The 14,224-nt window shown below is 76.0% G+C and carries 17 protein-coding genes; 4 read left to right on the top strand and 13 right to left on the bottom strand.

Annotated features, from left to right (window positions below; all coding sequences use genetic code 11):
- Position 1: 1 nt before the first annotated feature.
- The 11 genes from ABD158_RS02315 to ABD158_RS02265 all read right to left on the bottom strand — a co-directional run bounded on the left by ABD158_RS02315 (position 2) and on the right by ABD158_RS02265 (position 9,554).
- Positions 2-544, bottom strand: coding sequence for a copper resistance CopC family protein (locus tag ABD158_RS02315; protein WP_344003118.1), 543 nt, complete (start codon positions 542-544; stop codon positions 2-4).
- Positions 529-1,089, bottom strand: a complete 561-nt coding sequence (locus ABD158_RS02310) for a hypothetical protein (RefSeq protein WP_344003115.1) — start codon at positions 1,087-1,089, stop codon at positions 529-531. The genes ABD158_RS02315 and ABD158_RS02310 overlap by 16 nt, the downstream gene beginning before the upstream one ends.
- Positions 1,086-2,600 carry a PepSY-associated TM helix domain-containing protein gene (locus tag ABD158_RS02305; protein WP_344003112.1) on the bottom strand — a complete coding sequence of 505 codons (1,515 nt, stop codon included), beginning with the start codon at positions 2,598-2,600 and terminating at the stop codon, positions 1,086-1,088. The genes ABD158_RS02310 and ABD158_RS02305 overlap by 4 nt, the downstream gene beginning before the upstream one ends.
- 81 nt (positions 2,601-2,681) lie before the next feature.
- Complete coding sequence (locus tag ABD158_RS02300) at positions 2,682-3,287, bottom strand: hypothetical protein (protein ID WP_344003109.1); 606 nt, start codon at positions 3,285-3,287, stop codon at positions 2,682-2,684.
- 23 nt (positions 3,288-3,310) lie between these two features.
- Positions 3,311-4,483 (bottom strand): glycoside hydrolase family 6 protein, encoded by a 1,173-nt coding sequence (locus tag ABD158_RS02295; RefSeq protein WP_344003106.1) that lies wholly within the window; start codon positions 4,481-4,483, stop codon positions 3,311-3,313.
- A 19-nt stretch (positions 4,484-4,502) separates the two neighbouring features.
- A complete protein-coding gene (locus ABD158_RS02290; RefSeq protein ID WP_344003103.1) occupies positions 4,503-5,162 on the bottom strand; it encodes a vitamin K epoxide reductase family protein in 660 nt (219 codons plus the stop codon).
- 13 nt (positions 5,163-5,175) lie between these two features.
- The gene (locus ABD158_RS02285) at positions 5,176-5,973 is read right to left on the bottom strand and encodes a DsbA family protein (RefSeq protein ID WP_344003100.1); all 798 of its coding nucleotides are present in this window, start codon (positions 5,971-5,973) and stop codon (positions 5,176-5,178) included.
- A gap of 64 nt (positions 5,974-6,037) precedes the next feature.
- A complete protein-coding gene (locus ABD158_RS02280) occupies positions 6,038-6,739 on the bottom strand; it encodes a hypothetical protein (protein ID WP_344003097.1) in 702 nt (233 codons plus the stop codon).
- A gap of 65 nt (positions 6,740-6,804) precedes the next feature.
- The gene (locus ABD158_RS02275; RefSeq protein WP_344003094.1) at positions 6,805-7,332 is read right to left on the bottom strand and encodes a hypothetical protein; all 528 of its coding nucleotides are present in this window, start codon (positions 7,330-7,332) and stop codon (positions 6,805-6,807) included.
- Entirely contained in the window at positions 7,329-9,104 is a 1,776-nt protein-coding gene (locus tag ABD158_RS02270; protein ID WP_344003092.1) for a CehA/McbA family metallohydrolase domain-containing protein, read from the bottom strand. Before ABD158_RS02270 ends, ABD158_RS02275 begins: the two co-directional genes overlap by 4 nt.
- A 42-nt stretch (positions 9,105-9,146) precedes the next feature.
- Positions 9,147-9,554 (bottom strand): VOC family protein, encoded by a 408-nt coding sequence (locus tag ABD158_RS02265; protein ID WP_344003090.1) that lies wholly within the window; start codon positions 9,552-9,554, stop codon positions 9,147-9,149.
- Between the two features lie 87 nt (positions 9,555-9,641).
- On the opposite strand from ABD158_RS02265, the gene ABD158_RS02260 reads away from it, so the two are divergent.
- Both ABD158_RS02260 and ABD158_RS02255 read left to right on the top strand, forming a co-directional pair.
- Positions 9,642-10,931, top strand: a complete 1,290-nt coding sequence (locus tag ABD158_RS02260) for an endonuclease/exonuclease/phosphatase family protein (protein ID WP_344003087.1) — start codon at positions 9,642-9,644, stop codon at positions 10,929-10,931.
- A 52-nt stretch (positions 10,932-10,983) separates the two neighbouring features.
- A complete protein-coding gene (locus ABD158_RS02255; RefSeq protein ID WP_344003084.1) occupies positions 10,984-11,304 on the top strand; it encodes a putative quinol monooxygenase in 321 nt (106 codons plus the stop codon).
- A gap of 19 nt (positions 11,305-11,323) precedes the next feature.
- Here ABD158_RS02255 and ABD158_RS02250 read toward each other — a convergent pair whose 3' ends face one another.
- Positions 11,324-11,761 (bottom strand): hypothetical protein, encoded by a 438-nt coding sequence (locus ABD158_RS02250; protein ID WP_344003081.1) that lies wholly within the window; start codon positions 11,759-11,761, stop codon positions 11,324-11,326.
- Between the two features lie 53 nt (positions 11,762-11,814).
- On the opposite strand from ABD158_RS02250, the gene ABD158_RS02245 reads away from it, so the two are divergent.
- Positions 11,815-12,396, top strand: coding sequence for a dienelactone hydrolase family protein (locus ABD158_RS02245; protein WP_344003078.1), 582 nt, complete (start codon positions 11,815-11,817; stop codon positions 12,394-12,396).
- Positions 12,397-12,410: 14 nt separating this feature from the next.
- Here ABD158_RS02245 and ABD158_RS02240 read toward each other — a convergent pair whose 3' ends face one another.
- On the bottom strand, positions 12,411-13,217 hold the full coding sequence (locus ABD158_RS02240) for a carbonic anhydrase family protein (protein ID WP_344003075.1): 807 nt from the start codon (positions 13,215-13,217) through the stop codon (positions 12,411-12,413).
- Positions 13,218-13,327: 110 nt separating this feature from the next.
- Here ABD158_RS02240 and ABD158_RS02235 point away from each other — a divergent pair.
- The coding region (locus ABD158_RS02235; protein ID WP_344003072.1) for a GAF domain-containing protein at positions 13,328-14,224 on the top strand (897 nt) is incomplete at its 3' end.

Genomic DNA, 14,224 nt, shown 5'->3' with positions numbered 1-14,224 from the left:
CTCAGGCGGCGCGGCGGTCCCGGCGGACGCGGACGACGAAGAGGCCCACGACGACGAGCAGCGCGAGGGCGCCGACGCCGACGATGGTGGCGGTGCCGACGGAGAAGCCGTCGTCGGCGGCCTCCGGCGCCGCGAGGTCGACGCCCTCGCAGGCCGCGGCGTCGACGGGCGAGCCGGCGTCGGTGACCTCGAAGGAGTAGCGGCTCTGCGCCGGGTGGCCGTCCTCCGACATGACGCGCCAGTCGAGGACGTACTCGCCGGGCGCGAGGGCGTCGGTCGCCGCACAGACGCCGAACCCGTCGTCGACCACGCTCGGCTGCCCGACCGCGACGGCGTCGCCGCCCGCGGTGGCCAGGGTGACCCGGTTGACGTCGTCGTCGGCGACCCCCTCCCCGAAGACCAGGTGCACGCTCGCCGCGCCCGCGGCGACGTCGTCACCGGGGCCCGGCGAGGCCTCTTCGAGGTCGGAGTGGGCGGCGGCCGGGGCGGCGGTGGCGATCACCGCCACCACCGCCACGGCCAGCCCGCTCAGAAGTCGGCGCATACGAGCCGGTTGTCCGGGAGGTCGGTCGGGTGCACCACGATCGACGGCGCGCCGTCGCCGACCTCGCGGTCGTTGGTCGTCGTCGCCGTCGCGTTGCCCTCGTCGTCGGCCTCGAGCCCGAGGTGCACCTCGTTGGGGGGCACCTCCTCGCCGCCGACCTCGAACTGGAAGTGCGGCCCGCCGTCGTCGGTCCCGCAGGGCTCCGCGTGCAGGTGGGCCATGTACGTCGCGCCCGGCTCGAGGCCGCTGAGCTCGACGGACACCGTGGTGCCGCCGTCCTGCGCCAGCCAGGCCTCGCCCGCGACGTCCTCCGAGCCCGGCGGCGCGGAGTCGAGCACGGTGAAGGCACCCTCGGCGGCCCCGTCGACGTCGTACGCCGGGGTGGCGTCCGGGTCGTTCATCGCCATGACGTCCATCGACGAGTGGTCGGCCGCGCCCGCCTCGGCGCCCCCGTCCGCGGTGTCGGCGTCGTCGCCGCCGCAGCCGGCGAGCAGCAGGGTGGTGGTCAGCAGGCCGGTCAGCGTGACCGCGGCCCTGCGGTTCATCGGGTCTCCTCGAGGACGGCGTCGGTCTCCTCCGCCACGGTAGCCGGGCGGCGGGAGCGCGAGCGGGCCACGCGTCCCAGCACCACGTCGAGCACCAGGAACGCCAGCAGGCTCACCCCGAGCAGGGGCACGAACCAGCCGACGGCGAGCGCGACCACCGCCACGCCGGCGAGGGCCGCGGGCGAGGCGGCGCGCCAGGCGCCCCGGCGTGGGGCCCGGCCGACCCGGGCGGTGCGGCCGTCCGCGCCCGCACGGGTCGGGCGGCGCTGCCACCACATCCGGTAGCCCGTGAGGGCCATGACGACGATCGCGACGGCGAGGAGCAGGAAGACGACCTGGTTGACGAGCCCGAACAGCACCCCCATGTGCAGGTCGATGCCCCAGCTCGCGAGCCTGGCCATGAGCGGCCAGTCGGCGAAGCGGACCTCGTCGACGACCTGGCCGTCGGCCGGGTCGACCGAGACCACGTCGGCGCGGGTGGGCCAGGTGCTGTCGGTCTCGGACACCACGTAGGTGCCGGTCGCCCCGACGGGCTGGTCGACCTGCAGCGGCCCCGAGAGCCCGGCGTCGGCGGCGGCCGCGAGGGCACCGTCGAAGCCGACGCCCGGGCCGTCCGCGACGACCTCCGGCTCGGCGGTGTCGCCGTGCCCGCCGTGGTCGGCGTGGTCGCCGCCGCCGGTGCCGCCGTCGGCGGCCAGGTCGCTGGTCACGGCCGGGGTGCCCCAGCCCAGCGCCAGCCGCAGGTCGGTCACGTGGGTGCCGGCGTACGTCGACCACGTCAGGCCGGTGGCCGAGAGCACGAGCATGCCGAGCAGCGCCCAGGTGCCGAGCGACCCGTGCCACGACTGGGTACGGCGGCGCGCGGAGCGGGACTCACGCCGACGCAGCGGACGCCACCGGCTCGTGCCGTCGCGGCGCGGACCGGTCCACCACAGCACGAGACCGGCGAGCGCCACGACGCCCAGCCACGAGGCGGCGAGCTCGCTGTAGAGGCGCCCCGGCTCGCCGAGGTGCAGGTTGCGGTGGAGCTCGGAGATCCAGGTGCGGACCGGCAGCGACCCGGACCCGCCGTACGAGGTGAGCTCGCCGCGGACCTCGCCCGAGGCGGGGTCGACGAAGACGGCGAGGGTGCGGGAGGCGTCGGTGCGCCCGTCGTCGAACATGACGCGGGTCGTCTCGCCGACCCCGCCGTCGTCGGGGGCGGCGGGCCGGACCGCGACCAGGGGCAGCTCGTCGCCGACGGCCGCGCGGGCGGCCTCGACCTGCTGCTCGACCCGCAGCGCCGGGCCCGACGAGCCCGCGGTGAGCTCGTCGGCGTGGACGAGGCGCTCGAGCGGGGTCGCCACGGCGTACAGCCCGCCGGTGATGGCGGCGACGACGATGAACGGCGCCACGAGGATCGCGGCGTAGAAGTGCAGGCGGACGACGAGCGGCCGCAGGGTGCGCCGCCCGGGCGGGGGCGCCGTGGTCGGCCGGGACTCGGGGCCGGCCTGGGGGGTGGACAGGGTCATGCGGGGTCCTTCCGGCCGCGCGGGCGCGCGGCGGCGAGGGCCGAGCGGCCCGTCGCGGCGCGGGGACGGCGGCGCGGGCGCTCAGGCGGGGACGAGGGTGCGGGCGGGGCGGACCGTCCGCACCGGCGGGCCCCGCGGCCCGACCACCTCGGGCGACTCCGCGGACACCGGTGCCGCGCCGCGCCGGGGCGTGACCCGGGGGCGGGGGGCGGTCGCCGGGACCGCGACCGGGGTCGCGGGCGGCGCGGGGAGCAGGCGCAGCAGAGCGGCGCGGGCCAGCGCCCACCAGGAGGCCTCGGCGCCGCCGGCGACGGCGGCGACGAGCAGCGCGGTCCCGGCGTGGGCGAGCAGCATGGTGGTCTCGGCGCCGGCCGTGTGGGTCATGCCGTGGGTCGCGCCGTGGGTCGTCGGGTCGGCTGCGGCCCCGAACGCCTGGTGGAAGACGAGCTGGGCGCCGCCGGCGAGGAGGAGCAGCGCGACGGGCCCGAGCCGCCGGCGGCCCGCGAGGGCGGCTCCGGCGAGGGCGGCGGCGGTGACGAGGGCCAGCGCGAGCGCGCTGGGCGCGGCTCCGCCGGCGAGCACGTGGGCGGCCGCGCCGCCGGGCCCGCAGAGGGCTCCGGCGCTCAGGGCGCGCGGGAGCCGGTAGGGCGCCCCGGGCGCCCGCCGGTCCCCGGGTGGCCGCGTCACCGCGGCATCGTACGACGGGCGCGTCAGCGCGGCTTGAGCCGCCAGCTGCGGGCCAGGTCGTAGGCCCGCTGGTGGACGAAGGGGCTGGCCTGGTCGTGCAGCCAGGGCCGTCCGAACCACATCCAGCCGTCGACGTACTCTCCGGCGGCGGCGCGGGCGGTGGCGTCGAGGCCCAGCCCGGGCGCGTCGACGCGGGCGCCGGGCGGGATGCCGAGCATCACGCACATCGCGGTGTCGTCCACCGACGTGCAGGTGCGGGCGTTGTCCTGGCTGGCCTTCGGCTCGTAGTCGCCGAAGGTGAAGCCGCGCCCGTTGGAGGTGGTGCTGATGACGCCCCGCTTGCCGGGCACCCCGCGCGCCGCCAGCTCGCGGGACAGGTCGCGGGCGCGACGGATCTCGCGCCCGACCGGCGAGTAGTGGGTGGCGTTGAGGGCGAAGCCCCGGGCGCTGCGGATGCCGGACTCCAGCAGCAGGTCGGCGGCCGCAGCGGCGCCGCCCTGGCTGGCGTTCGGCCAGTCCCAGGCCCCGGAGTCGAGGTAGACCGAGGTGTGGGGGGCGGCGGACAGCGCCCGCGAGGCCCAGGCGACGAGGCTGCGGATCGCGCGACCGCCGTCGGGGCTGCAGCGGGCGATCAGCAGGTCGGGCTGGAGGACGACGGCCGTGTGGGCGTCGCCGATGCCGTTGACCGCGGCCCGCACCCAGGCCTTGTAGGCGTTTCGCTCGCCGCTCGTCGGCACACGGCGACACATCTCCGCGCCCCAGGGCTGCATGCCGAACAGCGCCAGCTGGACGAGGGTGCCCGGGTCGCCCGCCTGCGAGACCCGCACGTACTCGCGGACCTTCTCCCGCAGCTGGCGGGGGCCGAGGTTGCGCACGAACCACTTCGCCTTCGGGCGCAGCGCGATCTCGGCGAGCAGCTCCTTCTGCGCGCCGCGCGCCTGCACGTAGGGCTCCCAGGCCTGCTCGATCGGTCCGCGGTAGACGCCCCACCGACGACCCGCCAGCGGGTTCGTCGGGTTGTCGCGGTGGGCGCCGACGACCGGGGCGGCGTAGCGGGCCGCGGTGTCGTCCGCCGCCGCGACCGACGCCGCGACCGACGCCGTGGCGGGTGCCGTCGCGGACGCCGTCACGGGGGACGCGGGCAGCAGGAGGGGGACGGTCAGGGCCAGGGCGGCGAGGAGGGGGCGCAGACGCACCCCCCGAGTGTCGCCGACCTCAGAGCAGCGTGCGCCAGAAGTACCAGAACTGCACGAGCGCGACGGTGACGAAGGCGGCGTACCAGAGCAGCACGACGAGGTAGCGCCAGAACCAGACGCCGCGCCCGACACGGCCGAGGATCCCGCGGGAGCCGGCGAGGAACGAGCTGGTCGTCCACACCGCGATCGGGATCGTCACCGACCACACGACCATGCACCACGGGCACAGCGCGCCGATCACGAAGGCCGACTGGTAGGCGAGCCAGTGCACGAAGGTGAGCCCGGCCAGCGAGCCGAGCGCGAGGCCGCCGTGGACCCACCGCGGCAGCCGCGCCGAGAGGCTGAGCAGGCCGACCGTGACGACCACGGAGAAGCCGATCACGCCGAGCAGCGGGTTCGGGAAGCCGAACAGCTCGGCCTGCTCGGTGGTCATCACCGACCCGCACGACAGGACCGGGTTCAGGTCGCAGGACAGGCTGACCTGGGGGTCGGCCAGGATCCGGTACTTGTCGACGGCGAGCGCGAACGCCGCCGCGAGGCCGACGGCACCGAGCACGACCAGCGCGACCGACAGCCCGCGCGTCCAGCCCCCCGCGTACGACGGGTCGTCGAGCTCCCCGCCGTCGAGGTCGTCGTCGAGCCGGTCCTCATCGAGGTGATCGGGGCTGGTGGTCGCCATGGGTTCCGCCTCCTCAGCCCTCCGCCAGGGCGCCGGTGATCGCGTTCTGCAGGACGAGCGGGGTGGGCTCGGTGAGCCGCTCGCCGTCGACGACGACGTCGGGGGTGGCGGTGTAGTCGCCGGCGGCCTCGGAGTCGACCGCGTCGGCCCACTCGGCGCGGGCGCCGGAGTCGATGCACTCGGTGACCTCGGCCTCGTCGGCGCCGGCGGTCGTCGCCAGGCCGATCAGCTCGGTGTCGGAGGGGCCGTCGGTCTGCTCGGCGGGCTGGGAGGCGTACACGGCCGTGGTGAAGTCGCGCCAGACGCCGAGGTCGCCCTGGTCGAGCACGCAGCCGGCGGCGGCCGCGGCGCGGGAGGAGAACTCGTTGGGCGAGGCGCGGTCGAGGGCGGTGACGACGCGGTACTCGAGGCGGACCTGGCCCTCCTCGACGTACTGGTCGAGCGCGGGCCCGGCCTGGGCGTCGAACTGGGCGCACGCGGGGCAGCCGAAGTCGCTGATGATCTCCACCGTCACCGGGGCCGACTCCTCGCCCAGGACGACCGCGCCGTCGTCGTCGGTGCCGGGGGGACCGTCGGCGGTGATGTCCGACGCGCTCTCGCGGAGGACGAGCCAGGCGACGAGGGCGCCGACCAGCACGAGCATCCCGGCGCCCGTGCCGATCTGCACCAGCGTGCGGCGGCGTCGCCGGGCGCGCTCGCGCTCGACCTTGGCCTCCTGCTCGCGCTTGCGCTCGGCCTGTCGCGCCTCGCGGCGCGCCACCTGCTGCTCCCTGGACCGCTGCTTGCCGCGACCGGGCTTGCCCTTCGCCATGGGGCGATCCTAGGCAGCGACCCTGACCGTCCCCTGAGCCGGCACGGGCCGGTCGGTGGCGGGCTCAGGCCCCGACGAAGCGCCGACGGCGCGGCCGCGGCTCCTCGACGGTCGCGGCCGGTGCCGGCGCGGCGGCCGGGGCGTAGTGCCGCTCGAGCCGCTCGGCGGTCGCGATGCCGACCTCGAGCAGGGCCCGCAGCCGGTGGTCGACGTCGTTGCCGGCGGCCGCCACGATCCCGTCGACGGCGCACGACACCACGGAGGGCGCCGAGTGGGTGACGAACGCCTTGTGGCTGATGCGCCGCTCGCCGCCGAAGCTCCGCGCCCACTGCTCGGCGCCGGGAACGCCGTCGAGGGCGGGCCGCACGCGGTCCGCGCCGGGGACGGGGGCCTCGAGGGTCGCCGCGACCTGCTCGCAGCGCACGAGGCCCGCGGCCAGGGCCCGCTGCGCGGGCTCGGGGACCTCCCGGACGGCGTGCACCGCGACCCCGACGGTGAGCCCCAGCGTCCAGCCGACCCCGTGGCCGCGGATGCCCACGACGTTCGGGATCAGCGGGGCCAGGGCCGTCCGCTCGTCGTCGGAGGTGTGGTCGTTGACCATCCGCGCCAGCTGCGCGAGCAGCGGGTGCGTGCAGGAGGGGTGGTCGCTCCACCGCTCCCCCGCCAGGTACGACGCCATCTCCATGAAGCAGGCACCCTTGCGCGGCGACCGGTGCCGGCCGCGCGACAGGACCGGGACCAGGTCTAGCGAGAACTCACGAGTCACGTGGATCACCTCTCCGCCAAGTCTGTGCCCGATCGGCACGCTCCACAAGCACCGGGGCCGAACTCTCAGTGGTCCGCGCAGCAGAGCACCTGGTGCCGCACCTCGAACGGGCGCAGGCCGTGGGTGCCGGGCTGGACCAGCAGCTCGCACCGACCGGCCCGCCAGGTGGGCCGGACGAAGTCGTCGGTGTCGACCTCGTCGTCGTCTCCCACCACGCAGCCGGCGAGGCCGACCACCGCGTCGACCTCGCTGTCGGCGACGATCCCGGCGGCCGTCCGACGGCCCACGAGCGCCGCGACGCCGCGGAAGACGACGAGCCGGCCGGAGGTGCGGGAGACGTGGGCGCGGACGACGTCGGGGGCCGCGGCCACCCGGACCCCGTCGAGGAGGTCCAGGTGGCGCGCGACCACGTCGGGGGCGACCCCGTCGACGGCGAGACCCACGCGCCGGCCGGTGTCGTCGGCCAGCACGTGGCTCGCGACGCGCACGCCCTCGCCGCAGGCCGCGGCGAGGACGTGCGCGGCATGGTCGGCCGCCGCGGCGCCCGACCAGCCGCCGTCGAGCACGGTCACGGGACCGAGGGGGCTGCTCACCGGGTCGGCACGACCCACACCGGGTTCGTGTAGAACCACAGGTCGAGCCAGGGGTCGGAGTCGCCCGCGGGATCGAGGCGCGGGCCCTCGGCGTCGACGTCGGCGCCGAGGTAGCCCGGCTGGGAGACGTTGCCGTCGGTGCCGCGCAGGCGCACGTAGAACGGGTCCTCGACCCGGCCGAGGTCGCGGGTCAGCTCGAAGCGCTGGGTGCGGCCGGAGGTGTCCCACCGGCCGACGACCCTCGTGTCGGGAGCCGTGAACGTGTCGCGGTCGCTGCGGGCCGGGCGCGGGTCCACGGCGCCGCGGACCAGGTCGACCCGGTTGAGCGACGGGGTGAACTGCGCCCAGTTGGGCCGCCGCGCCGGGGTGATGCGGACGACCATCTCGACGGGCGTGCCCCGCTTCACCTGGAGGGTGCCGCCGAGGGTCACGCCCTGGCCGCGCCCGCGCTTGGGCCGCACGAGCACCTCGACCTGCTCGACGAGCTGGCCGTGGTCGACCCACACCTGGCCGGCGCGGATGCCCTGCATCACCGCGGCGTACCCCCGACGTGCGGCGCCGACGTGGGTGCGGGAGTAGAACCCGGGCCAGAAGTCGCCCGCGGCGAGGTTGACCTGCCCGGCGTAGACCGGGTCGCCGTAGCGGCCGTCGCGGGCGAACTGCTCGCTGCTCGAGCCGTCGGGCCGCCGGGAGGTGTCGGACCAGTTCACGTGGGAGTCGGAGTTGGCGCTGATCGTCCACGGCCTGCCCTCCGCGAGGAGGCTGTCCCACAGCCCGCCGACGGTGGCGGTCATCCAGTCGAAGCCGCCCCAGGTGCGGTAGGACTCGGGGGGGTAGCCGGGGAACGAGTTCGCCCCCGGGCTGTTGCCGTAGTAGCCGCGGTTGGAGCCGGGCCCGTAGCCGGCCGGCAGGCTCGCGGCCTGGTGGCCGGGCGCCCCCTCGAAGCCGACGGCGACGCGCGGGTCGGCGTCGCGCCAGGCGCGGATCTCGTGGGGCGAGTCGATGCCGTTGCGGGCGGGGTGGTTGGCCAGGAACAGCGCCTCGGCCACCCGCTTGCGGTCCATCTGCTGGCCGAGCCACTGGACGCCGGCGACGGCGAGCCGCTCGTTGGCGACGGTGGAGGACGAGGCGTTGTTGACGCTGCCGTCGTAGTCGGTCTCGAACTGCTTGAGCACCGCGACCTCGTTGCGGCCCGGGGTGACGAACACCGTGCCGTGCTCGGCCGCGGGGATGTTCCACTCCAGGCCCTGGAAGATCAGGGTGCCGGGCAGCCGGGTGCGGGCGGCGCGGATGTCGGGGTTGACGAGCTCGACGCCGATGCGGGCGTGGGTGGCGCCGCCGTGGTCGGTGATCACCATCCAGTCGAGGCCGTACGCCGCGCCGTGCTGGGTCTGGTCGAGGACCGTGTACTGCGCGTCCGAGCTGTACTGCGTGTGGATGTGGTGGTCGCCCGCGAGCCAGCCGGCGGCGCCCGGGCGCTGCGGCGGGGCGCCCTCGGGGCGCCCGCCCCCGGGCTCGGCCATGGCCGGGGTGACCCCGACCATCCCGGCCGCGCCGGCCGCCGCGGCCGGGCCACCGGCGATCCCGGCGGCGCGGAGCAGGTTGCGGCGGCTCAGCTCGCCCGGCGACAGGTCGCGGTCGGCGGCGGAGGGGTCGAGGGCGGCCAGCGTCGCGTCGTCGGGCTCGGCGTGCGCGTGGGTGTGGCCGTCGTGGGCGTGGGTGTGGCCGGCGTCGTGGGAGTGGCCGGTGTCGTGAGGGGGCTGGTGGGTCACGACCAGCGAGCGAACCCCCCTCCGGTGACCGTGGCGTGAACGTCAGGCGGCGGGCGGGGTGAGGTCGACCATCCACCGGACGCCGTAGGCGTCGGTGAGCTCGCCGAACTCGTCGCCCCACATCTGCTTCTCGAGCGCGACGGTGATCTCGCCGCCCTCGGCGAGGGCGGAGAACCACTCGCGCAGGACGACGTCGTCGCCCGACAGGCAGACCGTGCCGTTGGGCGGCGGGGCCCCCATGCTCGCGGGCACGTCGGCGCCCATCAGGACGTGGCCGCTCGAGGCGGTCAGCTGGCCGTGCATCACCTTGTCGGCGTCGTCGCCGGCGTCGGGCATGAACTCGGCGAAGCGGGTCAGGTCGAGGGTGCCGCCCAGGACCGAGTGGTAGAAGGTCAGGGCCTCGGCGGCGGTGCCGGCGAAGCTCAGGTAGGGGTTCATCCGGATGCTCATGCGGACTCAGACCCGGGCCGACGTCGGAACTCATCGGTCCCCCGCCCGTCACCCGGGTGTCACCTCGGGTGCGTAGGTTCCCGGGCCATGACCTCTCGGAACCGCCGCACCGCGGCCCTGCTCGCCGCCGGCGCCCTCGCCGGCTCCCTCGCCCTCGCCGGCCTCACCTCCGCCGGCGCCACGTCGGCGACAGCCGGGCCGCGGGGCCCGGGTCACGGTCACGGTCACGGCCCGGGTCACGGCCACGGGGCCCGGGAGGCGGTCCGCTTCGCCACCTTCAACGCCTCGCTCAACCGCGCCGCCGAGGGTGGGCTGTCCGCGGACCTCGCCTCCGGCGACGACGAGCAGATCCGCAACGCCGCCGAGACCGTGCAGCGCACGCGGCCCGACGTGCTCCTGGTCAACGAGTTCGACTTCGTGGCCGGCGGCGGCGCCGCGGACGACTTCCGCGAGAACTACCTCGAGGTCCCGCAGCGCGGGGCGCGGCCGATCCGCTACCCCTACGCCTACGTCGCGCCGGTCAACACCGGCGTCCCCAGCGGTCACGACCTGAACAACGACGGGACCGTCGGCGGCCCCGACGACGCGTTCGGCTTCGGCACCTTCCCCGGCCAGTACGGGATGCTCGTGCTCTCCCGACACCCCGTCGACCGGTCGCGGGTGCGGACCTTCCGGGAGTTCCTCTGGGCCGACATGCCCGGCGCCCTGCTGCCGGAGGACCCGGCGACCGGCGAGCCGTGGTTCACCGACGCCGAGCTCGCGGACGTGCGGCTGTCGAGCAAGTCCCACTGGGACGTGCCGATCCGTGTCGGGCGTCGCACGGTCCACTTCCTGGTCTCGCACCCGACGCCTCCCACCTTCGACGGCGCCGAGGACCGCAACGGGCGCCGCAACCACGACGAGATCCGCTTCTGGGCCGACTACGTGGCCTCCGGGAAGCGCGCGCGCTACGTCTACGACGACCGCGGCCGGCGCGGCGGGCTGCCCCGGGGTGCGGCGTACGTGATCGCGGGCGACCAGAACGCCGACCCGTACGACGGCGACTCCGTGCCCGGCGCGGCGCGGCAGCTGCTCACGGCGCCCCGCGTGATCGACCCCCGGCCGGCCAGCCGCGGCGCGGTGGAGGCGTCGCGCACCCAGTCCGGCAACGCCGACCAGGAGGGCCCGGCCCGCCTCGACACCGCGGACTTCGCCGACCCCGTGCCCGGCAACCTGCGGGTCGACTACGTGCTGCCGTCGCGCCCGCTGCGCGTGCGCGACGCCGGGGTCTTCTGGCCGGTCGCGGCCGACCCGCTCTCGCGCCTGACCGGCACCTTCCCGTTCCCGACCTCCGACCACCGCCTGGTCTGGGTCGACGTCACCGTGCCCGGGAGGTGATTGACGCCTGCATGATGGTGACCGTCACCCACCACCAGGAGGTTCAGCACCCATGATCTTCATCTGCGTCCGGTTCGCCGTGAAGCCCGAGCACGCCGAGGAGTGGCCCGAGCTCAGCCGCGCGTTCACCGAGGCCACCCGCGCCGAGCCCGGCAACCTGTTCTTCGACTGGTCGCGCAGCCTCGAGGACCCGAACGAGTACGTGCTGGTCGAGGGCTTCAAGGACGACGCCGCCGAGGCGCACGTCGGCTCGGACCACTTCAGGCAGGCCCAGGCGGACCTGCCCCAGTACCTGCAGGCGACCCCGCGGGTGCGCAACATGCTGATCGAGGGCGAGCACTGGGACGAGCTCGGCGAGATGAAGGTCGACTGAGGGACCTCTCCCGAGCAGGTCAGGCCCAGGCGGGCCCGAGCAGGTGCAGCAGCGCGCCGGCGACGCCGAGGAGCGCACCGACGGTGCGCACCAGGTCGGCGCACCGCAGCCGGCGCAGCAGCCCCGGCTCGGGCCCGTCGCCCAACCGGCCGTGGGTGGGGGCGGCCACCAGCGCGGTCGTCGCGAGCGCCAGGCCGACCCCCGCCAGCCCCAGCCACAGGCCGGGGCCCCGCGGGCCGACCACCAGGACGCCCGCCGCGGCGGCCAGCAGCCCGGCGTACAGGACGCCGACGAGGGGCGCGATGCCGCGGCTGTGCCCGTCGTGGAAGCCCGACCACGCCGCGGCCGGCACGCGCCTGAAGGCCGGGTAGACCACCAGCGTCACCGTCAGCTGGAAGCCGGCGTGCAGCCCCGTCGCGAGCAGCCACGCGACCGCCCACCCGCCGTCGGTCGTCACCGGGCCGCTCCTGCTGTCCCCACGGTGTCGGAGGCTAGTGCCAGGGTGGGGGCATGGCCGACGTCCTCCTCCTGCACCACGCCCAGGGCCTCACCGAGGGCCTCACCGCGTTCGCCGACACCCTGCGCGGTGCGGGTCACACCGTCACCGCGCCCGACCTGTACGACGGGAAGGTCTTCGCCGACCTCGTCGACGGCCTGGGCCACGCCGAGAAGGTGGGGTTCGGTGCGCTGGCGAAGCGCGGCGTCGACGCCGCCGAGGCCCTCGGCGAGGACCTCGTGTACGTCGGGTTCTCCCTCGGGGTGATGCCCGCCCAGCAGCTCGCCCAGACGCGGGCCGGCGCCCGAGGCGCCGTGCTCGTCGGCTCGTGCGTGGGCCCGACGGAGTTCGCCCCCGGCTGGCCCGCGGGCGTGCCCGTCCAGGTGCACGGCGGCGAGCGCGACGAGATCTTCGTCGAGGAGGGCGACCTCGACGCCGCCCGCGAGCTGGTCGCCGCGGCCGCCGACGCCGAGCTCTTCCTCTACGACTGCGACGGCCACCTCTTCCCCGACGCGAGCCTCGACGACCACGACGAGGCCGCGGCGGCACTGTTCACCGAGCGCGTGCTCGCCTTCCTGGCGCGCCTCGACGGCTGAGGCCCTCGGACCGGTCAGCCGTCGTCGCGGGCGGCCCGTCGTCCACGGACGAGCCGGATCGAGCGACCGTTGCGGGGCTGCGGCGCACGCGAGTCGCCCTCGACGAACAGTCGCCGGAACCGGTCGATCGTGGCCTGCTCGACGCGGCGCGGCTCGCGCATCACGTGCCACGTCACGCCCTGGGTGTGGGGCGGGGTGGTGAGCGATCCGCGGTAGGTCCAGCTCGCCAACGAGCCGGGCAGCATCCGCGACAGGTCGAAGCCGCGCAGCCGCAGCGGCTCGTCGCACTCCTCGGGCAGGCGCCGCAGGAGCCGGTCCTGGGGGCCGTGGCCGCCGGGGAGGAGGAACACCCCGATGACCAGCAGCGCGCCGTCGGTCGTGCGCTCGTGCACGAAGTGCTGCTCCATCGGGAACGCGCGCCCGTCGACGCGGTGCTCGGAGGAGATGTGGAAGTGGGTCTGCACCAGCCGCCAGGTCTCGCCCCCGCGGCGGACCACAGCCCGCTCGCTGAAGCCGCCGGCCTGGACGGTCTCGTCCTCGGTGCGCTCGCCGCAGCCGTCCTCGCCGTCCTTGTTGACGTAGGCGAGGTCCAGGGCCACCGAGCGCGGGTAGTCGACGACGAGCGGCGGCGCGGCGGGCGAGCGGACGGCCCGGTCGGTGCGGATGTCGATGGGCGACTGGCGCCCCGAGCCGTCGGGGTCGGCCCACGCCACCGGTCCGAGCAGGGAGCAGGTCGCCAGGCCCGCGCCCGCACCGGCCGCCCCCAGCAACACCCCCCGGCGTCCGACCTGGTGCTGGTGCTGGCGGCCTGCGTGCGGCATCCGTGGTCCTCCCGAGAGATGGTGTGCCGACGTCGGTGTCGACGTCATGGAGTTACCCGCCGTCGCTGTGGTGACGCTGTGAGCACGGTGAACAGCGGGTGGACTGCGTCATGATCGGCCCCGTGGCGCGCACCTTCACCGACCTGCTGTGGTCCGACGCGCCGCGCGCGGAGTACGACGCCGTGCTCGCCGTCCTCCTCGCCGAGCCCGGGGCCGACGCGGCCGCGCTCGGCGTCGAGCACGCCCGGGCGCTCGCGCTGCGCGAGCGGATGGCCGCGCACCGGGGCCGCGAGGCGGAGCTCGCGGCGCTGAACCAGACCGCGGCCGACCTCACCGCGATCCGTGACCTCGACGCGGTGCTCGGGGCGATCGTGCGCCGCGCCCGCCAGCTCCTGCGCGCGGACATGACCTACCTGTCGCTGAACGACGAGCGGGAGGGGGCGTCGTACATGCGGGTGACGGACGGCGCGCTGACCCCCGAGTTCGGCCGGTTGCGGCTCCCGCTCGGCACCGGCCTGCTCGGGCTGGTCGCGCAGGCGGGGGCGCCGTACTTCACCGAGGACTACCAGGCCGACGAGCGCTTCGTGCACCGCGACTTCATCGACAGCGCCGTCGCGGGCGAGCAGATCCGCGCGATCCTCGGGGTGCCGCTCGAGGTGGAGGGCGAGGTGATCGGGGCGCTGCTGGCGGTGCACCGGGTCGTGCGGCCGTTCCCACCCGGCGAGGTGGCGCTGCTGACGTCGTTCGCCGCGCACGCCTCGGTCGCGCTGGAGAACGCCCGGCTCTTCGAGGACGCGGCCGCGGCCAACGCCGAGCTGCGCCGCCGCACGGAGTCGGTGGAGCGCGCCGCCCGCGCCCACGACCGGCTGACCGCGGCGCTCGTGGCCGGCGCGGGGGTCGCGGAGGTCGCGGCCGTGCTGCGGGACGCGCTCGGCACGGACGTGGGCGTGCTCGACGGCGAGGGGGCGCCGCTCACCGCCGGCCCCGAGCTGACGGCGGCGGCCGCG

The sequence above is a fragment of the Nocardioides lentus genome (assembly GCF_039529515.1).
In the GTDB taxonomy this organism is placed as follows: domain Bacteria; phylum Actinomycetota; class Actinomycetes; order Propionibacteriales; family Nocardioidaceae; genus Nocardioides; species Nocardioides lentus.
The sequence above is the reverse complement of the archived record's forward strand: the minus strand, read 5'-3'. Positions and strand labels throughout refer to the sequence as shown.